Source organism: Acetomicrobium hydrogeniformans ATCC BAA-1850 (genome assembly GCF_000160455.2).
GTDB lineage: Bacteria > Synergistota > Synergistia > Synergistales > Acetomicrobiaceae > Acetomicrobium > Acetomicrobium thermoterrenum.
The window spans coordinates 1,004,916-1,025,821 of record NZ_ACJX03000001.1 but is presented as its reverse complement, the minus strand read 5'-3'; the positions used below and the strand labels follow the sequence as shown (position 1 = coordinate 1,025,821).

The 20,906-nt window shown below is 49.3% G+C and carries 22 protein-coding genes and 1 pseudogene; 5 read left to right on the top strand and 18 right to left on the bottom strand.

All coding sequences use genetic code 11. From position 1 onward, the window contains the following. Positions 1-439: 439 nt before the first annotated feature. From HMPREF1705_RS11265 to HMPREF1705_RS04935, 3 genes are all read right to left on the bottom strand, one after another. Positions 440-661 (bottom strand): Fic family protein, encoded by a 222-nt coding sequence (locus tag HMPREF1705_RS11265; RefSeq protein ID WP_370739601.1) that lies wholly within the window; start codon positions 659-661, stop codon positions 440-442. A gap of 113 nt (positions 662-774) precedes the next feature. Beyond that, the gene (locus tag HMPREF1705_RS04940) at positions 775-978 is read right to left on the bottom strand and encodes a hypothetical protein (protein WP_091461415.1); all 204 of its coding nucleotides are present in this window, start codon (positions 976-978) and stop codon (positions 775-777) included. 86 nt (positions 979-1,064) lie between these two features. After that, positions 1,065-2,054, bottom strand: a complete 990-nt coding sequence (locus HMPREF1705_RS04935; RefSeq protein WP_159428511.1) for an ABC transporter substrate-binding protein — start codon at positions 2,052-2,054, stop codon at positions 1,065-1,067. Between the two features lie 193 nt (positions 2,055-2,247). Between HMPREF1705_RS04935 and HMPREF1705_RS04930 the strand changes: the two genes are divergently transcribed. Next, the gene (locus tag HMPREF1705_RS04930) at positions 2,248-2,805 is read left to right on the top strand and encodes an L-2-amino-thiazoline-4-carboxylic acid hydrolase (protein WP_040348720.1); all 558 of its coding nucleotides are present in this window, start codon (positions 2,248-2,250) and stop codon (positions 2,803-2,805) included. Between the two features lie 247 nt (positions 2,806-3,052). Here the strand turns inward: HMPREF1705_RS04930 and HMPREF1705_RS10930 are convergent, their stop codons facing one another. The 10 genes and pseudogenes from HMPREF1705_RS10930 to HMPREF1705_RS04895 all read right to left on the bottom strand — a co-directional run bounded on the left by HMPREF1705_RS10930 (position 3,053) and on the right by HMPREF1705_RS04895 (position 7,537). Next, entirely contained in the window at positions 3,053-3,334 is a 282-nt protein-coding gene (locus HMPREF1705_RS10930; protein WP_009201987.1) for an iron-sulfur cluster-binding protein, read from the bottom strand. A 69-nt stretch (positions 3,335-3,403) separates the two neighbouring features. Next, on the bottom strand, positions 3,404-3,895 hold the full coding sequence (locus HMPREF1705_RS04920; protein WP_131725250.1) for an MFS transporter: 492 nt from the start codon (positions 3,893-3,895) through the stop codon (positions 3,404-3,406). Continuing rightward, on the bottom strand, positions 3,834-4,250 hold the full coding sequence (locus HMPREF1705_RS04915; RefSeq protein WP_242603598.1) for an MFS transporter: 417 nt from the start codon (positions 4,248-4,250) through the stop codon (positions 3,834-3,836). Before HMPREF1705_RS04915 ends, HMPREF1705_RS04920 begins: the two co-directional genes overlap by 62 nt. Then, complete coding sequence (locus HMPREF1705_RS11065) at positions 4,220-4,519, bottom strand: hypothetical protein (RefSeq protein ID WP_009201990.1); 300 nt, start codon at positions 4,517-4,519, stop codon at positions 4,220-4,222. The genes HMPREF1705_RS04915 and HMPREF1705_RS11065 overlap by 31 nt, the downstream gene beginning before the upstream one ends. Positions 4,520-4,557: 38 nt before the next feature. Next, positions 4,558-4,836 (bottom strand): hypothetical protein, encoded by a 279-nt coding sequence (locus tag HMPREF1705_RS04905; RefSeq protein ID WP_050767886.1) that lies wholly within the window; start codon positions 4,834-4,836, stop codon positions 4,558-4,560. Positions 4,837-4,932: 96 nt separating this feature from the next. Next, on the bottom strand, positions 4,933-5,097 hold the full coding sequence (locus HMPREF1705_RS10925) for a cation transporting ATPase C-terminal domain-containing protein (RefSeq protein WP_009201992.1): 165 nt from the start codon (positions 5,095-5,097) through the stop codon (positions 4,933-4,935). A gap of 17 nt (positions 5,098-5,114) precedes the next feature. Beyond that, positions 5,115-5,756 carry an HAD-IC family P-type ATPase gene (locus HMPREF1705_RS11060; RefSeq protein WP_242603531.1) on the bottom strand — a complete coding sequence of 214 codons (642 nt, stop codon included), beginning with the start codon at positions 5,754-5,756 and terminating at the stop codon, positions 5,115-5,117. 15 nt (positions 5,757-5,771) lie between these two features. Continuing rightward, a pseudogene (locus tag HMPREF1705_RS11260) lies at positions 5,772-6,038 on the bottom strand (hypothetical protein); the annotation flags it as partial. A gap of 104 nt (positions 6,039-6,142) precedes the next feature. Continuing rightward, positions 6,143-6,310, bottom strand: coding sequence for a hypothetical protein (locus HMPREF1705_RS10920; protein WP_159428510.1), 168 nt, complete (start codon positions 6,308-6,310; stop codon positions 6,143-6,145). Between the two features lie 27 nt (positions 6,311-6,337). After that, a complete protein-coding gene (locus HMPREF1705_RS04895; protein WP_009201995.1) occupies positions 6,338-7,537 on the bottom strand; it encodes an MFS transporter in 1,200 nt (399 codons plus the stop codon). Between the two features lie 202 nt (positions 7,538-7,739). Here HMPREF1705_RS04895 and HMPREF1705_RS04890 point away from each other — a divergent pair, with 202 nt between their 5' ends. Together HMPREF1705_RS04890 and HMPREF1705_RS04885 are read left to right on the top strand one after the other, a co-directional pair. Then, positions 7,740-8,294 (top strand): rubrerythrin family protein, encoded by a 555-nt coding sequence (locus tag HMPREF1705_RS04890; protein WP_009201996.1) that lies wholly within the window; start codon positions 7,740-7,742, stop codon positions 8,292-8,294. A 125-nt stretch (positions 8,295-8,419) separates the two neighbouring features. Beyond that, positions 8,420-9,331 (top strand): DMT family transporter, encoded by a 912-nt coding sequence (locus HMPREF1705_RS04885; RefSeq protein WP_009201997.1) that lies wholly within the window; start codon positions 8,420-8,422, stop codon positions 9,329-9,331. Positions 9,332-9,334: 3 nt separating this feature from the next. Here HMPREF1705_RS04885 and HMPREF1705_RS04880 read toward each other — a convergent pair whose 3' ends face one another. The 5 genes from HMPREF1705_RS04880 to HMPREF1705_RS04860 are packed head-to-tail and all read right to left on the bottom strand — an operon-like array spanning position 9,335 to position 14,215. Next, positions 9,335-10,234, bottom strand: a complete 900-nt coding sequence (locus HMPREF1705_RS04880; protein WP_242603597.1) for a dihydrodipicolinate synthase family protein — start codon at positions 10,232-10,234, stop codon at positions 9,335-9,337. Positions 10,235-10,254: 20 nt separating this feature from the next. Next, positions 10,255-10,950 (bottom strand): 4Fe-4S double cluster binding domain-containing protein, encoded by a 696-nt coding sequence (locus HMPREF1705_RS04875; RefSeq protein WP_040348726.1) that lies wholly within the window; start codon positions 10,948-10,950, stop codon positions 10,255-10,257. 12 nt (positions 10,951-10,962) lie between these two features. Further along, a complete protein-coding gene (phoU, locus tag HMPREF1705_RS04870) occupies positions 10,963-11,676 on the bottom strand; it encodes a phosphate signaling complex protein PhoU (protein WP_040348728.1) in 714 nt (237 codons plus the stop codon). Beyond that, the gene (locus HMPREF1705_RS04865) at positions 11,666-13,312 is read right to left on the bottom strand and encodes a Na/Pi symporter (protein ID WP_057940713.1); all 1,647 of its coding nucleotides are present in this window, start codon (positions 13,310-13,312) and stop codon (positions 11,666-11,668) included. Before HMPREF1705_RS04865 ends, phoU begins: the two co-directional genes overlap by 11 nt. Positions 13,313-13,324: 12 nt before the next feature. Then, complete coding sequence (locus tag HMPREF1705_RS04860; RefSeq protein WP_306337021.1) at positions 13,325-14,215, bottom strand: YitT family protein; 891 nt, start codon at positions 14,213-14,215, stop codon at positions 13,325-13,327. 145 nt (positions 14,216-14,360) lie between these two features. On the opposite strand from HMPREF1705_RS04860, the gene HMPREF1705_RS04855 reads away from it, so the two are divergent. Both HMPREF1705_RS04855 and HMPREF1705_RS04850 read left to right on the top strand, forming a co-directional pair. Then, positions 14,361-17,240, top strand: a complete 2,880-nt coding sequence (locus tag HMPREF1705_RS04855; RefSeq protein ID WP_009202003.1) for a PD-(D/E)XK nuclease family protein — start codon at positions 14,361-14,363, stop codon at positions 17,238-17,240. Further along, positions 17,227-20,802 carry a UvrD-helicase domain-containing protein gene (locus tag HMPREF1705_RS04850; RefSeq protein ID WP_009202004.1) on the top strand — a complete coding sequence of 1,192 codons (3,576 nt, stop codon included), beginning with the start codon at positions 17,227-17,229 and terminating at the stop codon, positions 20,800-20,802. Before HMPREF1705_RS04855 ends, HMPREF1705_RS04850 begins: the two co-directional genes overlap by 14 nt. The last annotated feature ends 104 nt before the right edge of the window (positions 20,803-20,906 follow it).

Genomic DNA, 20,906 nt, shown 5'->3' with positions numbered 1-20,906 from the left:
CGTCTTTCTTGCGTATAGCAGTGTATCTCTTACAAGCAGAGGCAAATGATTTCCTTGCAGAAGCGCCTCCAGTGTCGCGAGTAAGAATTAGTATTATTATACTTTAATTTATAGTTAGTGACAGTTGATGTCAAGAGACTTATCGCTCTACTATTTCACGGATAAAAAGAATTTTGAAAGAGTCAAGTCCGAGAACCGTAGTAAATTCGGACCCGGTTAAATACTCACCGCTACGGCCTCGGTTGAGCCATGTTGACTGTTTGTTTTACTGAAGCCTTTCTTTCCGTTCCTCTCCCGTATTTGCTTCCAGCGCATCCTTGATGAGGTTCTTGACCGCCGGCTGCCAGCTGTTTCAAACGAACTTTTTGCAGCAGTTTAGGGGCTTGATCTTGCCTCTTCGGGATCGAATATCCCTTGTTGGTATTGTCGTTGCGAGTTTTTATTCATTTCTTTTTTCTCCTTCGGGATGTTTCTCCAGTAACTCGCGGCCTGTTTTTGTAAGTCGGTATTTCTGTTTGCTGCTTCGAGGTTTATCTGGGATTGTCATTTCGATCATCCCGACCTCCAGGTGTGGGCGCAAGATGCTCTTACGGAACCGGGGCCTGTTTGTCTGTCCCGCGGCCTTCATCAACATCTCAATGAATATAGGATTACTCGCGATTTCAAGCAGGGAAATACAGATGTCGCTTGGGACAGGCTTGGGACAAACTTGGGACCTCTTTCGCCGGTGACTGGCGCCTTATCAAGCAAGAATGCCCGGAAAACCTGCTCCACCTACCCCCGAAGCACCTCCGGGTACTCCATGCCGATTTCTTGGGCGAGCTGGCGGAGGGAAAACCACTCGGAGTTTCTGAGGCGCTCAAGGTAGTCGTTGGCGGTGGTCCGCATCTCAGGTATGGCCGGGTTGTTACGCAGTTCCAGGACGCACTCGATGATAAGAGCCAGCATGTCGCACTGCTTGGTGACTTTCACCTCCAAGTCGGTGTGCCCTGCAGGGCACACAACCAAAAAAGGGGCCGCACCAGGCGGCCCCCGAAATATCAAAGCTCCGGCAATCATTCGATCTATGACACTGTCTTCAGGGCTTTTTCAATCCGCTTGATCTTTTCTTCATCCTCGACCCATTGATGCCACAAGTCGGTATTTTCCTTCAAAAACCAGATCGCTGTTTTATCGACATCGTAACCATTATTTTTCATCCACGCCAAAGCCTCGTTAGTCTTTTCCAGGGTCATATGATAACGCTCAAGAAGGCCCCGGACTTCTTCGTTTGCCTGTATCCAGGCCGGATTGACGGCTTTTGCAACGGTAAAGGCGGGAGAGGCACAGGCATGGGTGGTCTCCCAGATTTCCGGATCATAGGGAGGTTCCTCGATCATAACCATGTCAAGCTCTCCAAGAAGCGGCGTAGGCTCCCAGTAATAGGCGACTATGGGCTCGTGACGTTGATAGGCTGTGACAATTACCGTGCGCAATGCCGTGGCCGAGCCCGTATCAAAGGGCTCCAATTTGTCCTCGAGACCATATCCCTTGATCTTGTCCTTGTTGATCGTGTGAGCCGCCCAACCTGTCGGGGCGTTGATAAAACGTCCCATTTCAGGGTTCTCGGGATTCTTGAATATCATCCAGTGCTCTCTGATATCCTCTATGCTCCTGACTGACGGGATTCCTTTTTCCGGATCCCCTTCTGCAACATAGTAGGGGACATACCATCCTGAACGGGCGTTGGGAAAGACCGTCCCGAGATCTATAACCTTGCCGGCTTTCGTCGCTCCTTGCCACCACTCCAGTTGCCCTTCAGTCCAGACCTCGAGAACGACGTGGACGTCTCCCCTTTCAAGGGCCACGTAGCCCGGCATTTCTTCAGAGAAAAGAAAATCCGTTTCGTAATCCCAGCCTTTTTCCATCAAAAAGGCCATTACCCTGTTGTGAAACTGGATGCTGTCCCAGGAAAGATCTGAGAAAACGACTTTTTTCGGAGTCGCCGAAACAATCCCAGAGCAAAGCATGACGACCAAAAGCGCTGAAAAAAGCATTGTAATTTGTCTCTTCACTGAAACGACCTCCTTTATTTGAATACAGAACAGCGCTCCCTCACGAAAGCTCAGTAAAAACATCGCGTGCCCCCTTCCCCTGAGCGGCGCAAGGTGCCCCTTCTGTAAGGCGAAAATTCTGAATTGTAAATCTTGGCTGGAGCGTATATAAGTATAACATAACTTGTTCAACAGCCAAAGGAGAGTGACCGCTTTGGAACCGGAAAAGCAGGAAACTGTTTCCCTGGAAAAGGCAAAGGAACAGGTCGCAAAGGCGTGCCGAAGAATTGCCATGCTCCATATCGCCTACGCACGAACTCTGGTGGAAGAACTTGGCCCCGAAGAGGGCAAGCGTCTCGCCATGCGGGCCATCAAGACATACGGGAAGCAGGTCGGGGCTTCAGCCCGTAAAAGGGTTGAAGCCCAGGGCCTGGAGAATACCCCGGAGAATTACGTGGAAGACCTGCCCGAGTTCGGCCTTTATGAAGAACTGGAAAAAATCGAGACCGGAGAAGGACTGATCAGGCGGCTGAAAGGTTGCGAAATGGGGAAACTCTGGCGCGAGTTGGGAGAAGAAGAACTGGGCCGCATCTACTGCTACATCGACTCCGCAAAATCAATGGCCTTCAACCCTGACTGGGTGCTGGTGCACAAAACCTGCATGCCCGACGGGGACCCACATTGCGACCTTTGCTACCGCCGGACCACCGAGGAGGAAAAGTCCAACTTCCTCAAGGACGACACGGACTTCGAAAACCTCGACAAACCCTGAGGACGCAGCTGGAAAATTTTTACAGGCGGCCAATTGGCCGCCTGTTTCATTTCAGGACAGACGCTCCCGTAGTTTTAGGTAATAAACGTTACTGGTTTTGGGCAAACTGCAACAATGGCCGAAAAACAGGGAAACTCGAATCTTTCCAAGGGAAGGGGCGCCCCCTGTGTCGGAAGTTCTTTTCGCCCTTGGGATTACGACCCTGGCGGGTTGGCCACAGGCGTTGGAAGTGCCATCGCCTTCTTCGCTAAACGGACGAATTACCGTTTTCTTTCCATCTCCACGGGCTTTTCACCGCCCTGGCGCCAAACTCAATTACAAGGTCCGCCACGGCTTTCGACACTTTCCAGCGCGTGGCCGTACCGTTATCGGAAGGCGGGATCCTCACCAGATTCGGTTTGACCAGCACAAGATCCCCGGGGGATACAATGTCTTCCAGCCCCTCGATCTGATCCACGGCCCTTTTGACGGCCTCGGTAATTTCCCTTTCGTCATTTTTTTGAACCTGGATGATCAATATAGTGCTCACTGAAAAATTCCTCTCTTGTTCCGGCTATCTTCTCTCTGTTACTGTCTCTTCTTTCAACTGAAAGAAAGATCAGGCGAACAGGGCCAAAGCCACCGTCAGGGTCACAAGTGCGACGAAAAGATAGAGGAACCCTGTCTCGGGCCGCCCGGAAAGGACGCCGACAAACCGCTGGAAGGGTGGGGCCGAGAACTGTCCAAGGTAGATCATGGCGCTCAGAAAGGCTGTAGCTTTCACAGATTCTCCCGGCGTGGTGCGCTCCGTGGCTTTGAGAAAAAACAGCGGGTAAACGGACCGGTTCGCAAAACCTATGAGAAGCAACGCCGCAAAAACAGCCACGGATATGGGAAACCAGGACAAGACGAGAAAACCCGCACTCATGGCCGTCAGCATGACGGGAACGAGATATTTTTTGAACACCCTCTTCGTCACCGGCAGGGCAAAGCCTGATGCAAAACCCCCGATTGTGGAACAGGAGAGAGCTATACCGGCTATCCTGACATCACCAAGGGCGTTGTTTTTCATGTGCAGGGCTAAAATCGGCGTCAGAATAAAAAAGAGCACACAAAAAAGGAACATCTCCAAAGCGACGAAATATACGTTTCGGGGGGAGACTTCCACCCGTAGGCTGGGGATCTTTCTCACCTGCAACCTCACCGGGCAGAAAGAAGGCGACCATCATCATGACCGGAACCCCCGACGCATAGAGCAAAAAAGGCAGACGCCAGGAAAAGAAAGCCAGCTGCCCTGAAAGCACCAGGGCGAACATGCCGCCCAGCATGTTGAATGAGTTTGAAAGCCCCATCATCCTGGTCCGCTCCTCTCTCTCATAGAGGTCGGAAATCAGCGACGTCGAGAAAGGGATGACCATGCCGAGGCCGACGCCCATCAAAAGCCGGGAGAATAACAAAAGCCAGATATTGTTCGCGATGCCGCTGACAGAAAAAAGCGCCAGCCCGTCCAGAATAACCTTTTTGCCGAAAACCGCTCGGCGGCCCGACCCGCCAGAAGCAACGACGGGACAAGCGCGACGGCATGCATGACTGCCACCAGTTGGACCAGCATGTGGTCCGACGACGCGAAAAATTTTCCGATCTCTCCGAGTGCGGGAGCCACTGCTCCGGTGGAAACAATTGTCAGAAGCGAGAGCGAGAGAATCGTGGGTTTTAGCATTTTAGACCGATCCATGACAATATCCTTTCCCGGATTTCACGTATCGGACAATTCTACCAGAAAGCAATAAACCTGACGGTCCGAAAAATCATGTTATTTTGCCGAGAAAGGCTTTTTCCGCCTCTACCACAAGGAAAATGGCCACTCCCACGCCTAAAATCCGGAGTCACTCCACCACACCAATCGAAACCGTTCCGAAAACAGACTGCATCAGGGGAAGATATGTAAAGGGCATCTGCAACACCAACACTTTCCCCGATAATCAGGGTGTTCACTGCCACTGTACGAGCGAACTCGTTTCCCGCGCCACCGGCCTTGTACCACGCGAACATGCCGAAAGCCCCCGCCATGAGAAGCACTTAAACATAGGAAATCCTGAAAAGCATCGAAAGCTGTACCAGGGGCTCCTTGGGCGGCCTCGGCGGTCTTTACATGACGTCTCGCTCCATGGGCTCGAAAGCAAGGGCCAGTGCAAGAGTTACGGCTGTCACCATGTTGACCCACAGGACCTGTACCGGCGTGAGGGGGATGACAAAGCCAAGGGCGATGGTCGTTACAATGACCAGGGCCTCGCCGCCGTTGGTAGGCAGCATGAAGAGAATCGTCTTTTTCAGGTTGTCATAGACGGTCCGTCCCTCCTCGACGGCATGGACGATGGAGGCGAAGTTGTCGTCGGCGAGGACCATCTCTGCCGCTTCCTTGGCCGCCTCGGTACCCTTTTCCCCATGGCGATCCCGATGTCGGCCTTTTTCAGTGCCGGCGCGTCGTTGACGCCGTCTCTAGTCATGGCGGTGATGTACCCAAGTTTTTGAAGGGCGGTAACAAGCCTGAGCTTGTGTTCCGGAGACACCCGGGCAAAAACATCGATGTCCTTGACGAGATCCGCCAGTTCTTCATCGGTGGTCTTTTCGATCTCCGGTCCTGTCATGACATGTTCACTGTCACTGATCCCCATGCTTTTCGCGATAGCTGCCGTCCGGGCTCGATCGCCGGTGATCATCTTGACCTGGATTCCCGCCCGGCGACATTCTTCGACGGCCTCTATCGCCTCGGGTCTTGGCGGGTCCATGATGGCGGCAAAACCGATGAGAGTGAAACCCTTCTCAACATCGTCAAAGTCAATATCATCCTTGCCTGAAGCGTCGTCGGCGATTGCTACCGCCAGAAGACGAAAACCTTCATCGGCCAGATCTCCGCTCAGTCTCTCCCAAAGGCCCTCGTCAATCTCTTCCATTTGCCCACTCTCTTGCATCTGGCTGTCGCACCTGGGGAGGACGGCTTCGGGAGCGCCCTTGAGAAAGACCTTCCGGTTCCCGCCAGACTCGTTGAGGGTGGCCATGAACTTGTGATCCGACTCGAATGGGATAGCATCGACCCGCTTCCATCTTTTCATGGCCTCTTCAGGCTCCAGGCCCGCCTTTTTCGCCAGGGTCAGGAGGGCCCCCTCCGTCGGGTTGCCATCGATGTTCCAGGATCCGTCATCCTCAAAGAGCCGTGCCTCGTTGCATACTGCGCCGGCCGTGACAAACCACATGAAGGCTTTATTCTCCTCCAGACCTACGGGCTTTTCATCTTTCGTCAGGAACCCATCAGGCGCATATCCCGCACCTCCGACATCTATCGCGGCTTTCGCCATTACTACCCGAGTGAACGATAGAGCAAATCCTCCATCACGCTGCGTTCCGTCTGAAACCGCTCTCTTCCTGATTCATCGTATCCTATGAATTGACTGCTAATCGTATGTTCATCAAGAGCAAAACCCAACTCCCAAAGCCCTTTCAAATTTATAGGGTGTATCTTTGCCAAACCTGCCACTCCTTTTGTTTTTTCCGGTCATTTTTGATACTGCCTGTGCTTTCCCAAAAACATAACAAAAGCCAAATAGGAAAGGAGCACAGCCAGCAAAACGAAGAGGATTACGTAAGCCAACGCTTTGTCGTAAAGCCGCCCTATAATAAAACTTCCGCAAAAAAGAGAAATACCGTATGCGGCGTTGAATATGCCATAAGCGGTTCCCCTGCGGGCAGGCGGAACGATATCGGCTATAGCCGCTCGCATTATAGTCTCGTGAACAGCCATTACCAAACCCCATAATCCGACACCAAGGCCCAAGGATATTGGATCTCTGGCAAAGGCAAAAAGCGGTATAGGAAGGGTAAAAACGGGAACGAAAAGAAGGCACCTCAAACCAACGCTGTCATACAACCTTCCGACTATCAAGGCAAACAGGGCATCTATTCCCATGGCCATGGCGTAATATATCGGTATGCTCACGTCAGAGACGAATGCTCCCGATTTCATATGATAGGCCATTATCTGAAATGGTATGAGTCCCACTCCAGCAAGACAGACGAACAACATATATCGCCAAAATACCCTTGGCAATTTGGCATCCTTTTCCTCTTCCCCCTTTGCCTCTTCTTCCACCTCGAAACTCTGGGGAGCCGGAGTCGTCCTTTTCACGAGAGTCAATACAAGCAAAATAAACACTGCAGGCACAAAGAGAAGTGAAAATCCCCCTCTAAAACCCAAGCCAAGGTATAAAGCAAGGGACATTATAAGCGGACCAATTATAGCGCCTATTTGGTCCATCGCCTCATGAATCCCAAAACCCCAACCTCTCCCCACCTGCTTGGTGGCATATGAAAGCAAAGCATCCCTTGCAGGGCTTCTGATGGCCTTTCCGAGCCGTTCGCCCAAAATAAATAGGGCAGCTATCTTCCACGAGGGCGCCACTGCGAGCAGGGGAACACACAAGATGAGACCATACCCCAAAAAGACCAGCGGCCAATATGCCTTGGACCGATCGGCCAAGCGACCGGAAAAAATGCGCACGGCGTAGCCAAGCAGCTCTCCAAAACCGACAACAAAGCCGACAGCTCCTGCGCTGGCACCGAGAGTTGCCATAAAAGCACCGGTGGAACTTCTGGCACCTTCGTAGGCCATATCCCCGAAAAGGCTCACAAGCCCCATCATCAATATAAAACGCATGGAAGCCCTTTTCACATCGTAAACTTTCGATGAATCCTTCATTGCCGCTACCCCCTTTCGTATGATGGCATAAAACCACGGTCAAAAAAACACTTATTGGCTTTATATATTGATATAATGACCTAAGAGCGTTGACTTAATCTGGAGTATAATATGACTCCGCTTGACAAACAAGTTGAATTTATTTTAAATTATACATGCTTCCGAAATTATGATGTATAAAATATAAGGGAGGGTGATACAAATGGCTGTAAAAAACGCAATGACGGCCGATTTCTTGCGCTCCGCCTACGGTGGCGAGAGCATGGCCCATATGAGGTATCTGCATTGGAGCGAGATTGCGCAAAAGGAAGGTTTTCCAAATATAGCCCGCCTTTTTAAAGCAATAGCCTATGCCGAACAGGTCCACGCCGGGAATCATTTCAATGTCTTAGATGGAGACATTGGCGACCACTCTGTAACTGCAGGCGGCGTATTCGGCGGTAAAAAGACCGCAGAAAACCTGCTCGGGGGCATCATGGGAGAGGAGCACGAGGTGGAACAAATGTACCCTGCCTATTTGGAAGTGGCCAAGATGCAGGGGGAAAAGGAAGCCGTCAGGTCTTTCACCTTCGCCTTAGAGGCAGAAAAGATACACGCCGAACTTTACAAAAAGGCCAAAGAAGCAGCAGAGCAGGGCAAGGATTTCGAATTCAAGAAAGTTTACATCTGCCCTGTATGTGGACATACCGTCTTGGACGAACTTCCCGATCAGTGTCCCGTATGTGGAGCCAAAAAAGATATATATAAAGAATTTTAATCTTGGAAGATCGCAATAATGCAACGAAGGACGCCTGGTTGTAAAATCTAATCGGGCGTCCTTTTTTATGCCCCCTAAAATGCTTTGTCTCGAAAGAAAAAGGTCAAAGGGGTTAAATAGAAAAAATGAGTATGAGTCGGAGAAATCGAGCCTTTATCGAGGCAGCATTGGCGACCATGTTTTGGGGAGCTTCCTTTGTCGCCATGAAGATAGCCGTAAATGAGACGAGTCCATCTATGATAGTGTGGTTTCGATCCCTGGCCGGATTCGGCGTTTTATCCTTATGGTTATGGAAAAGGAAAAATGGCGGGACATATGTAGCGCCCAAGGATTTGTTATACATGGCCGCCCTGGGACTCATGGGAGTAACCTTTCACAACCTTATCCAGGCAGAAGCGCTGAAGACTGCTCAGGCAGCCACATCCGCCTGGATAGTATCGACAACGCCCTTGATAATAGCCTTATTTGGGCGGATCTTTTTAAAAGAGAGGATCGCGAGGGAGGGGGTCATCGGCCTTTTTTCGGCAGCCCTCGGCGTACTGCTGGTCCTAGGGGAAGGAAGTTCGCTCTTGCCTAAAGGAATAACAGTAGGCGATTTGCTAATCTCCTTGAGCGCGATAAATTGGGCGGCCTTTACTGTAATTTCGAGAAAGTTCCTGGAAAGAAGGGACCAAATAGTCTCCCTCTTTTACATAATGTCCTTCGGTTGGCTTTTCTCGAACATACCTGCCTACTTTTCGGGTTTTTCCCTTTCCTTTTCCTGGCAGGCATGGATTAGCCTTCTCTTTTTAGGCGTACTGTGCTCCGGTATCGCCTACATATTTTGGTACGAAGCGCTATACGCGTTGCCGGCGTCTCAGGTCGGCGTCTTTATGTACCTCAACCCCTTGACGGCTACGATAACTGCCGTAATACTTTTAAGCGAATCGCTTTCCCTTAAAGACGCGACAGGGGCCTTACTCGTCCTCCTTGGACTATGGATGGTGAACAGGAAGAAAAGCAATGCCCCTCAGGTCGAAAATTCTTCTTTAAAATAATCCCTAACTCCCACAAACCTCGGAAAAAACCTTCAATGCATCAACTATTATTTTAGATATCTCCTCTTTTACTGCTCCACTGGCAGGAAGTATGGGCAATCTTGGCGATCCTCCGTGAAAGCCGACAATTTCCATGGCCGCCTTCATTCCCCCGATGCCGTAACGAGTTGTAACCGCTGCGTTAAGTTCTAGCAAGCCAAGCTGCAGTTTTCTGGCCTTATCCAAGTCGCCCTCTTTATAGAGATCGTGGATCGCTGCACAGTAATCTGGCAAGACGTTTGCCACAGCCAAGGTACCGCCCACTCCCCCAAGCATGAGTGTGGGCAAAAGGAAGCTCCCGGAACCGGCAAAGACGGCGAAATCATTAGGGCATTTTGCTATGATCTCTGCGATTTGGGAGATATTTCCCGAGCTATCCTTGATGCCGATGATGTTTGGGTGTTTTGCCAACCTTGCCACAAGGCTTGGGCCCATGTTTATTCCCGTGTTCCTGGGCATGTTATAAAGCATCACGGGCACCTTGCATCCATCGGCAATTGTCGTGAAATACCTTTCCAACGCCTCATCAGTCATATCGCTTTTGTAATAACTTGGCGTGACGACTAAAATCGCATCTACGCCTATGTCAGCAGATTCATTGCTCAACATAATCGTCTCGCGCAAAGACTCGCATCCAGTCCCTGCAATGAGAAGCTTATCTCTGTCAAGCGTCTCTTTAGCTGATTTCACTAGGGCCATCTTTTCCCGATAACTCAACAGGGGAAACTCTCCGTTGCTCCCCAGGACGACCAGTCCGGAAAGTTTAGTCTCGTTGAACTTCCTGACGTTATCGCAAAAACTTTCCAGATCTAAGTCGCCAGCCTCATCAAATATGGTGGCTATTGGCGCGAATATGCCTTCCACTTTTTTCAAGTAGATCACCTTCAACTTTCTCTATTTTTTGACCGAAGATAACGCTTCGTCCAGGGACAGGCAGCTATGCATATCCCACATATGGTAGCTCCAATTTCGGGACGTCTGGCGTTTTCGCTGGTCTTCTCGTAACAAAGACCGGCATCGAAAAATTCCTCCCTTTTCAACGATGGATTCCATTCCCTCCCCGAGGGCGCCAAAACCGGACATGCGCTAACGCAGGAATCACAACTACCGCATCGGGAGCTTTCTACCGGCTCGCCACTGGGAAGGGCCATCTCCGTCAAGACGGAGGCCAGCCGCAGAGCCGATCCATACTGCTCTGTCACTAAAAGGGCGCACTTGCCTATCCACCCGAGGCCTGCCCTTGTAGCTACAGTCTTATGGGGTAAAGGCGTGGCTAATCTGTCGGCACTCACATTTGTTGTGGCCGGAATGTATTTGGCCTTCCATCCCCGCGAGGCAATGAAATCCGCAGCAAATTCCGCCAATTTGCCCAAAATCTCATTGGCCCTGTGGTAAAGGGCCGCGTATTCGCCCGTTGGCCCGTCGCTTATTTGCGATATAACGTCGGGATCAAGGGCATAGGCAATCGATATTCCAAAAGGCATTCCCGCTTCCGGAGAAATACCCTTCAGATCGGCAAAGCCGACCAAAGAAGCACCTCTTCGATGAAGTTCGTCCTTAAGTTCAAAGGCAACATCCATAATCATCCCCCCCTAGGCTCTCCCCTTTAGCTTTTCTTTTATCCTCTCCCCCGTGACGCTGAAAAAGGCGCGTTCTGCTATGTTGCTGGCATGATCGCCGGCCCTTTCCAGATACCTGGACACCAGAAGCAGATCAGTTGCCTTCTTCACAGAATAGGGATCATCCATCTTTGTTGAAGCCATGATCTGAATTATCTCTGCAAATATGCCCCTGTTCAGCGCATCTACCTCGTCGTCGCGTTTAAAAACTTCTACCAACTTATCCACTTCTTTCTCCTCGAAGGCCTTGATAGCTCCCCTTACCATCTCTATTACTATCCTCGCCATTTTCGGTATGTCGATCAATGGCTTGAGCAGACCTTCCCTGTTTAACTCCAATGCCCTTTCTGCTATATTCACGGCCTGATCTCCGATGCGTTCCAATTCCGTAATAACTTTGATGATAGTAAAGACGAAGCGCAGATCCTCTCGAACCGGCTGGCGCATAGCCAATAAGCGAAGGCACTCCTGTTCAACCTCGACTTCCACGATGTCTATTGCATCGTCTTTGCCGATGACCTCCAAAGCCATATCGTCGCTTCTTTTCATGATGGCTTCCAAAGAATCGCTTATTGACAGTTCCACCAAATCGGCCATCGAATTGAGCCGCTCGAAGAGCCATTTTCTGTCCCTCTCGAAAAGCCCCCCAACCTTCTGATCCTCTTTGGACTCTCTCTTAAAGATCAAATTCCCTCTCTCCCTGTCGATTGATAAATCTTTTATTGTCATCTTCACTCTTATCATTATAACGTCTTGCTACGCGCGCAAATTCCAGAGATTCTCTCAAAATGGCATCGAGCAGGGTTAACAGATCGATCAATTCGGTACCACCCTCGATCCTATGATGAGATAACATAAGCCTGTTTTTTCTTTCAGCTATTATCTGAGAAAACTCTCCATAGAGCTTAAAGGCCTTCTTCGCAAAGGAAGGATCGTCCAGGGCATAGGCGCCTAGACTGCTAGTGAATATGTCGAAAAAAAGGCCCTTAATTTCCTCCATTTCTGAAAGGAGAAGAGAGTATCCCACAACTTCCCTCTCTCCTCTGAGTAGAGGAAAAAGCCTTGCCGTGGCCAGGATGACCATATTTTTAAGGGCATTTAAGGAGTAAGAGGTGGCGACAAACTCCTTAACGAGGGCGCTATCTTCCTTCGAAATCCACGTTATTGCCGACCGATAGAAGATACAAGAATCGACCAGATCGGGCAAACTTGACTTCAATAAAAACAGACGTCCCTCGTCTATGTCTCCGTGAAACAATCCGTAAAGAAATTCCTCCAAAAAATTGGAGGCTCGAACTATCTCTTTTGTAAGCAGCGAAACTGCCAGGGGCGTGATGTCCACAAAGGCCCAATCGAGGTATAAGGGCTCTATGGATTCCCTGCCGCTGAAGCTGGCAAGCTTTTCTCCCATCTTGGAAAGAAACGAGACAAAGGGCAACAGCAAGATCATGTTAGTCAATACCAGCAATATTTGGAGAAAAGCTATATGAACGTCTATCGTTACGGGCAAGCTCTCTCCTATTTTTACATAAAGGGCACCCAGAGGGATCATGGGCAATATTCCAAAGACCCTGTAAAGAAATGTGCTCCATGCAAGTCCCTGAGATTTTCTTTTCTTTCCCAAAGCCGCCAGAAGGGCTGAGCTGGAAGAACCAACGTAAGCTCCCAGAATGATAGGCAAGACAGAGGGAAAGGGGAGCAAGCCGGATCCGGCCATACCCATTGCTACAGCAAGGGTTGCCGTGCTGCTTTGGATAATCGATGTAAGCAAATAAGCCGTCAAAGCCATGAGAAGAAAGGAACCTGTCAAGAAAGTCATCAAGTCCCTCACCAGCTCCGAATAGACGAGCGGCTGAGACCCCAGCTTTATAAGGGCCATCCCCAGGAACACGACGGAAATCCCCTCTGCTATCTTAAAATATTCCTTCCAGCGCCCTTTAGCGAAACGTCCAAAAAACACTATGACGAAAAAGGCTACAGGGCTGTATAAAATGACGTCAAGGCTCAAAAAATACACGATTAATCCGGTACCTACACTTGCTCCCATTATGGCGACGAGGGCGCCCTCGGAGGCCATAAGCCCCACCTCTACCAAGCCCACGATAAATGATGTTGCTGCAGCACTGCTTTGCACCATTATCGAAAAGGCCAAACCAAAGAGCAGAGAAGACCCTTTTCTGGTTCCTACTTGAGACAAAAATACTTTTCCGCTTCTGCCGAGATACTTCTTTATATTCTCGGGACAGACGTTAAGTCCGTATAAAAAAAGCCCTACTCCGCCAAGGAGCAATATAAACCCATACAAAGGTGTCAAACAAATCACCGACCTAAAGCCTTACAACTCCTTCCAAGACTTAAATCCCTTTCCCACGACTTCCGAAGCCTCCGTTATAACCATAAAGGCATTTTTGTCGACCATAGCCAAGTATCTCTTCAACTCCATAGTCTGTCGGGGAGTTAAAAGACACATCACTACTTTCTGTTCATGTCCCGTAAATCCCCCCTCGCCTTTGAGCAATGTCACTCCGCGACCCAGTCCGTTGATTACAAAATCTTTAACCTGATCGTACTTTTTGGATATTACGAAAACCTGCCTTCTCCTGTCGAAGGACCTCAACACCCCATCAACGGCAATTCCGCTTATGTATATAGCCACAAGCCCGTACACCGTTCGTTCGATACCAATTACCGGAGCGGAGATCAATAGGACTGCCAGGTTTATGTAAAAGCCGTACTTTCCCACTTCCACGCCATATCTGTTTCTTAAGGCAACGACAACGATATCGGTCCCCCCGAGGGAGGCTCCGGATCTGAAGACCAACCCTCCCCCTATTCCCTTTATGACTCCTGCAAATACGGCAATCAAGAAAAGATCGTCTAAAGAAGGAGCCGGCATAAATTCGAGGAGCTTTAGAAGTAAGGAGAACAACCCCACGCCATAAATCGTGAGTATCACAAACCTTGGAGACAGCTCTTTCCATCCCCAGACCAGCAATGCAGCGTTGCCGATGGCAAACAGCCACGACGGAGAAATATTGAAGACATAGGAAGACAATACGGCCAGGCCTGTCAGCCCGGAATCGGGAAATTTGTAGGGCATGATGAGGGTGAGGGTTGCGATTACAGAGATAGTCGTACCAAAGGTAATAGTAAGAAAACTGTCTTTTTCTTGTTTTAAAAGGTGATATATATGCATAAATATCCTTTTAAAATTACTTTTGTCCACTGAAAGTCACTCTCCCTTTGAGCTGTCGGTAATTTACCGGCATGAAAAACAGATCATATGATATCATAGGATTGAACAGAGATATCGTCCATCCCCGGTATTTACGCTTCATTCAATATACCACATAATATAAAGTTTTATTGAGGTGATCTTCTTGGCCATCACCATTCACACCTACAGATTGGCGCATCAGCTTGAAAGACCTCTAAACGAAATATACGAAGCCCGCAAAAACCTCATATTCATAGTACCTTCCCGCGAGGACAAGAACTTGCTCCTTGAAATGTTGTCACTAAAGGGATTTAGGTTCAATTTGCCCCAGATATGGCAATGGGGAGACCTGTACAGCGGACTTTCCGACATCCTTCGAAGGTCTGGGTTCGAAACAGTGGTCAAAAGACAGCTGGACCCCCCTGACCATTGGCTAGTGGTAAGGCATCTGGTCCACGATATCCTCGCATCATCGAAAGAATTGAAAGAAAAGATCCCGGCGGTCGGGCAGCCTGCCTTCATAGAGACCATAGGACGACAGCTTCACGAGCTAATCGGCGAGGACACATTGCCCGAGGACCTTTCGACGACACTAAATTGCAAAAGCTGCACCGATGATTGCCCCCACCTGACAGAACCGACGGGTCTTTTGTGTCATATCTACAAAAAATACTTGAGTTACTTAAATGAAAACGACCTTGCCGACAGTGCCCAGATACCCATCCTTGCCCGAAAGTTGCTCGACACAGAAAGTCTTGCCCGCCAATTGAAAGACAGGCCCTTCGTCCTGGTGGGTTTTATGAGCTTCATGAGGGCTCAGCGAGAGTTCATAGATACCTTGGACGATATAGGGGCAAGCATAGACATATTCAAACCGGATTCGACGATGGGCGACGAATTTTACGATGCCGAACAACAATTCGCCGAGAAAGCCTTTATCGGCAAGGTCTCAGAGGACAGGCCTGCAAAGATTCGTCTTTTCACCTGTGGCGATCCGAGGCAAGAACTCGAAACGCTCGCGCGAAATTTATGGTTTAAGGTCGAAGAGGGAGTCTTAACTTTTAAGGACATTGCCATAGAGATACCTTCCCCTTACAAAAGCATCGCGGAGGACGTTTTAAACGCTTACCGAATTCCATGGAAATCAGGCTCGGGAAAATATTTGAACGAAACGATGTGCTGGGATTTGGTAAAGCGACTTAAAATCGCCAAGGATGAAAATTGGCCCTTCCTTGCCACCATAGGACTTCTTTCCAACCCTCTATTCGGATTCGATTTGCCTAAAGAATTCTTAGAATTTCTTAAAGAAAGGATTCCGTCGGGAGCGAAGGAATGGACCGATATATTAAGTAAAAGCGGCGCAACGGAGTCGACTCGCATCATTAAAAAATGGGACTCCTTTTTCAACCACATCAAAAGGGGCTCCAATGTAGAAAGTTTATTTCAAAGACTTCTCAAACTGCTCGACGATGAGCTTGAAATCCGAAAAAGGGCAGGAGCTTGCGTAACCGACCCCTCATTAGACGAAAGTTTGTACGAGGTATCTAAATTCTTGGAAGCTTTAGAGAAAAAGGCGCTTTCTTTGGCCGAGTCCTTGCCTGAGTTGGGGCCGGCTCAGAAAGACATGCTCTCCGAGGCCGAAGGATGGGAATACTTAAATCGCTTCGCCGAAGAGACGAGAATCCTGCCTCCGAAGAGAAAAAGAGAATCGGTAACGATTTACTTCGACAGCTCTCCCGTTCTGGCAACCCATAAATTATACGTAGTAATAAACGCAACTTCACAACAATGGCCCGGAAAGATAACAGATCCCCCCCTATTGAACGACGAGGCGAGGAGGATAATACACGAAAATGCCAATCTTGCAGGAATCCACTTGCCCTTAAGGCACGAAAGGCGACAACAAAAGGAAGCCCTCTTCAGAAGGCATTTATACGCTTCCACGGAAGAAACCTGGTTAACCTTTTCAGCTATCGACGCCCAGGGCAGGCCGAACAAGCTCTCTCCCTTTTTGGAAATGGACGGTGAAAAGGAAGATCTCTATATAATCGTAGAAGAGACACGAAGGCCCTTGAGCAAGTTGTTGCCCGAGGGAGAGAGGTTCCTTCGCGAAGCGGAAGTTCCCAAAGACAAGCTTTCCCGCCCGAGAAGGAAGCCTATCCCCTCGGTAAAACCAAAGGACGAAGGCTATCTAAGCGATATCGACACCTGGGTTCAATGCCCCGCCCTCTACGCTTACAGAAGCATTCTAAAGCTCTTTCAACCGAAAGAAGCAGGGCTGGACGCTCAAAAGTGCGGTAATATGCTTCACCTCCTCTGGTCGAAGGCATGGAAAATGAGAAGTTCTGAAAAGGGGCTTTCCCTTGAAGCTTGTGTGGAGCAACTGTGGGAAGAAGTGGTGGAATCGACCTATCCCCTTCTTAACCACATCAGGAAGCTCCATCGCCATCGCGAAAGGCTTCGCCTGCAGGTCCTGCGCCTTGCCCGCATTCAGGAAGAGATATACCTAAAACTTCGCACAGCCTTCGCATCGACTGAATGGGAAAGGCAGCTTCCTCCGTTTACGATAAACGATGTCTCCTTTCGCGGCAGGGCAGACCGCATAGACCACCTGAAGGAAATTGGCCAAATCCTTTGGGACTACAAGACTGCGGGTTCCAAAAATTACGAAAATTCATTGCAACTTGCCTCCTACGCCCTGGCGCTATCGAAGGCCGACCAAAAGACAGGAGGCGCCTTCTACCTGTGCCACAGTGACAGCATGTGTCTGGGGCATATTTCAAAGGAGCACAAAGGCCTCGACAAGAGACTGGTCCCGGAAGGATACTCCGATAACATAAAAATAAAACGCGAGAAACTCGAGGATATCGCAAAGAGAGCCGAAGAACAGCTGATCAGTTGGGCAAAGGACTTGACCTCCGGGTCCTTCGAACCCCATTACGATCGAAAGACCTGCAAGGACTGTCAATATAAGGTCCTCTGTCGCAAAAGCGAAATCGAAGGAGGAGAATGGTTAGAAAATGGCGAACAATGATGAAGCAATGGCCGAGATTTTCCTGGCTACCGCCACACCCAATCAACGTGAAGCAGTTTTAGCGGAAGACGATTTAGTGGTGGTTAGCGCCGGGGCCGGAAGCGGGAAGACTCGCACCCTTTCGTGGAGATTTGCATGGCTGGTCGCAACGGGAAGGGCAAGGCACGATGAGATATTGACCATCACTTTTACCGAAAAGGCAGCACAAGAGATGGAAGATAAAATATTATCGACTCTGGGGGACTGGCTTAACGCCGTGAGAAGCTCGAACCTTTCCCGGCAGAAAAGAGAGGACACAGAAAAGAGACTGGAGCTTGCCTGCAGTCGTTTCGATGAAGCGCAAATTTCGACAATTCACAGCTTTGCCATGAACCTTCTAAAATCCTACAGCCAATTTTTGGAGATAAGCCCCGCTTTTAATATCGTTACGCCACAACAGGAAGACCTGTTCTACCAATCTGCCCTCAGCGCCCTGGATTTTCTCGACGGGGAATGGTTTGCACAAAACGCCCCCACTAAGTGGAAAAAAAGAATTAAAGCAATGATTTCCGACGATAATTTCAAAAAAGCCTTAGACTTCTTCGGCGCAAATGCCATCGTCGAACTTTCTAAGGCAGCTTCCTCCCTCTTTGGAAGCAGAGGATTAAACCCCGAGGACCTCTTCAAAGAATCGGCCTCCCTTGAAAAGGTTGACAAAAGGGCAGAGGAGATGATCTTCGGCTTAAAGGAACGTTTTAACTTATATCGCAACCTCTATGACTTCTGGGTTGAAGAAATTAGGACAGAAGACGACAACAACGACGGCCTGTCCGAGAGGGTTAGAGAATTTCAAAATCGGTGGAAGGGCATTTACCCCGACTCACCTGCCACATGGGTCAATTTTTTGCTGGACTTAAACGACAGTCTTCTCTCGAACATCAAAGGCGGTGGAAAATTCAAAAAGGAACTGGAATCGCTTCTAAGCGATCGTTTTGGCCATAAGGGGCTGAAAATCCATCGCGAAAGCCTATCTCAGGAGGTGGCTCTTGCCAAATGGTCGAAGGAGGCCCATGAAGACAGACCCCTTCGCGAAACCTTGCTCAAGTTTGCCAGCATGCTTTGGGCCCTATGGGAGGAACAGAAAAAAAGAAAGAACATCCTTTCCTTCGATGATTTGTTGACCAAAGCAAAGGATATGGTAAACAAATATCCCAAGGCTGTCGAACGATACAAATACATATTAGTCGACGAATTTCAGGATATAAACGGCGTTCAAAACCTTCTGATAAAAAACATCGCCGCCGGTAAAGAAGGAGCGACAAAATTGTTCATCGTGGGAGACCTTAAGCAGTCCATCTACAGGTTTCGCCACGCCGACCTAAGGATTTTCGCCGACTACATCGAGAAAGCCAAAAGTGGAGCCGGCAAGTACGTTGCCTTAAAGGAATCTTTTAGGATGACCAGGGATCTGTTGGAAAGGATAAACGATCTTTTCGAGTATATCTGGAAGGATGGAATAAGCTCTTCCTTGAAAGAGATTTACGAACCGTTGGTCTATCCGGAAACGTTAAAAAACGAAAATAGCTCAGGCGATTTAAAAATACTGCTTGAGACGAACGCTGAAGACGAAGATGGGAACAAGGCAAGTTCCGCCCAAAGAAAAAACTCCCTGGCCACGAAGTTGGCGCACCGCTTCAGGATGTTTCACGAAGGGGGAGTTTTCTGGAAAGATATGGTGGTCCTGGTTCCAACCCGCAATTATTTCGACACTCTGGAAGAGGCTTTTGAAAGGGAAGAAATACCTGCAGTATTCGTGGACCAAAGGAGCTTTTTCTCAAGGTCCGAAACGTTGGATGCCACGGCTTTGTTGACCGCTTTAAACAATCCCGAGGATGATTTTGCCCTGATCGGGATGCTTTCGTCTCCCTTTTTGAGACTATCTCAGGAAAGGGTATCGAAGGCCCTTTCCTCTATAGAAGGCGAAGGTGGAGAGGGGAGGATCTGGAGATACCTCAAGACAAACCTCAAAGGTACGGCCGAAAAGATAGAATATCTCCGCAGAAGGGCAATTTTGCGCGGCCCTTCCGACGTCTTAAATTACCTTCTGGAAGAACCCCTGTGGCTCCTTGCCCTTCCTTCCAACAAAAGGATGAGGGCCTTTTCTAACATCAGGTATCTAATACACTTTTTAAGAGGCTATGAAGACGCCTTCGGAAAGGACCTCGCCGGGGCAGCCGACTATCTCAAAAAGACGGCAAGGCTAAACGCTCCCTACGAAGAAGCAACACCCCTGGGAGAGGACGAAGATGTGGTGAGGATAATGACGGTCCACGCCGCAAAGGGATTGGAGTTTCCCGTTGTTGCCGTCTTCGGCCTCGAATACGCCCGTCACCCGAGAAGCGGCTCCTCCCTGGTACCGTCAATTTTCGTAGGCACCGTGGCAAGCTCATACGGTGACCCCTTTGACAGAAAGAAAAATCCGCCTTCAAAGGCAGCTCACGACTACCTTGAGGGCTTAAAACAGGAGGAAGAAAATCTGCGCCTCTTTTACGTCGCCTGCACCCGCGCCAAGAAACACCTGATCCTCTGCGGCAATTACGAAATCGATTCGCAGGGCAACCCTTCAAAAAAAACGGGTCTTTGGCTTAAAACCGTACTTAATTGGGAGGGTGCTCGCAGATACGCCGATCCCGACGACATTGACGAAGCTGAAATAATTACACCGAAGACAAGCGACGCCGGGAGCAAAAAAAATAAACTGTCCCATTCCAGAGGCATATCCCTTAAAAAATTGATAAGGCCCATAGCCGACTCTCCCCTCGATAAGTTCAGCGCCACTGAATATGCCTTAATTTCATGGTGTCCCCATGCATATAGGATGAGCTGCAGGCAGGGTTTGCCGTTGAAATGGGAACTTCCGAGATCCGAAGAATACGGAGGCCCCGACGTTGGCAGTTTGGTGCATTGGATCTTATCCCGTTGGGACTTGAAAGAAGAAAGTCTCGTGAGGTTCTTCCCTGAAAACGACGAGAACCTAGAAAGGACCTTGAGGATGCTCCCCACGGGACTTCGCCCGATCCTAAAGGACAAAAGCCACTGGCCCCTTCTTCAAAGATGGCTCACCGCATTCGCCGGCAGCTTTCTGGGCTCTACCTTGAGAAGGATCCTTTCGTCGAAAGATCCCGAATATAAAACCTACAGGGAAATACCCTTCGATTTCGAGCTTGAATCGGGCACTCGGCTGGCAGGCCAGATAGACCTCCTTTACCTGGACGACGCGACTGCCCATATATGGGATTACAAAATAACCGAAGACCTCGACGAAGGCTCCTTCATGGAACTTTATCGCAAGCAGCTGGAATTTTACGGATATGCAGTCAATCGGGAGTTTCCCCAAAAGAACCTGCTAATGGGGCTTTACATGTTGAGGGAAAGCAGAGAAATCTTGCTAGACGCAGAAGACATTTCCTTCGCAAAGATAAAAAGAAGCATTGAGGAGGCAGCCCTGAAGGCCGCTGTTGGGCCATATGAAAAAGACACCTCACGCTGCAATGCCTGTCCCTGGAAAAACGCTTGTGCCTGAGAGGGATGTATCTTCCGTCATGATGCAGTCGATTTAAATATACATTATCATACTTTTGCCTGTCGTAAGAAATGAGAAAATTCCGAAAAGTTACTAATCATTAA

Coding starts and splice junctions, on each gene's coding strand:
- HMPREF1705_RS11065 (WP_009201990.1), bottom strand. CDS start 4,519: ATGGATCGGTCTAAAATGCTAAAACCCACGATTCTCTCGCTCTCGCTT.
- HMPREF1705_RS04905 (WP_050767886.1), bottom strand. CDS start 4,836: ATGTTCGCGTGGTACAAGGCCGGTGGCGCGGGAAACGAGTTCGCTCGT.
- HMPREF1705_RS10925 (WP_009201992.1), bottom strand. CDS start 5,097: ATGCTGCCTACCAACGGCGGCGAGGCCCTGGTCATTGTAACGACCATC.
- HMPREF1705_RS11060 (WP_242603531.1), bottom strand. CDS start 5,756: ATGCAAGAGAGTGGGCAAATGGAAGAGATTGACGAGGGCCTTTGGGAG.
- HMPREF1705_RS04895 (WP_009201995.1), bottom strand. CDS start 7,537: ATGAAGGATTCATCGAAAGTTTACGATGTGAAAAGGGCTTCCATGCGT.
- HMPREF1705_RS04890 (WP_009201996.1), top strand. CDS start 7,740: ATGGCTGTAAAAAACGCAATGACGGCCGATTTCTTGCGCTCCGCCTAC.
- HMPREF1705_RS04885 (WP_009201997.1), top strand. CDS start 8,420: ATGAGTATGAGTCGGAGAAATCGAGCCTTTATCGAGGCAGCATTGGCG.
- HMPREF1705_RS04875 (WP_040348726.1), bottom strand. CDS start 10,950: ATGGATGTTGCCTTTGAACTTAAGGACGAACTTCATCGAAGAGGTGCT.
- HMPREF1705_RS04850 (WP_009202004.1), top strand. CDS start 17,227: ATGGCGAACAATGATGAAGCAATGGCCGAGATTTTCCTGGCTACCGCC.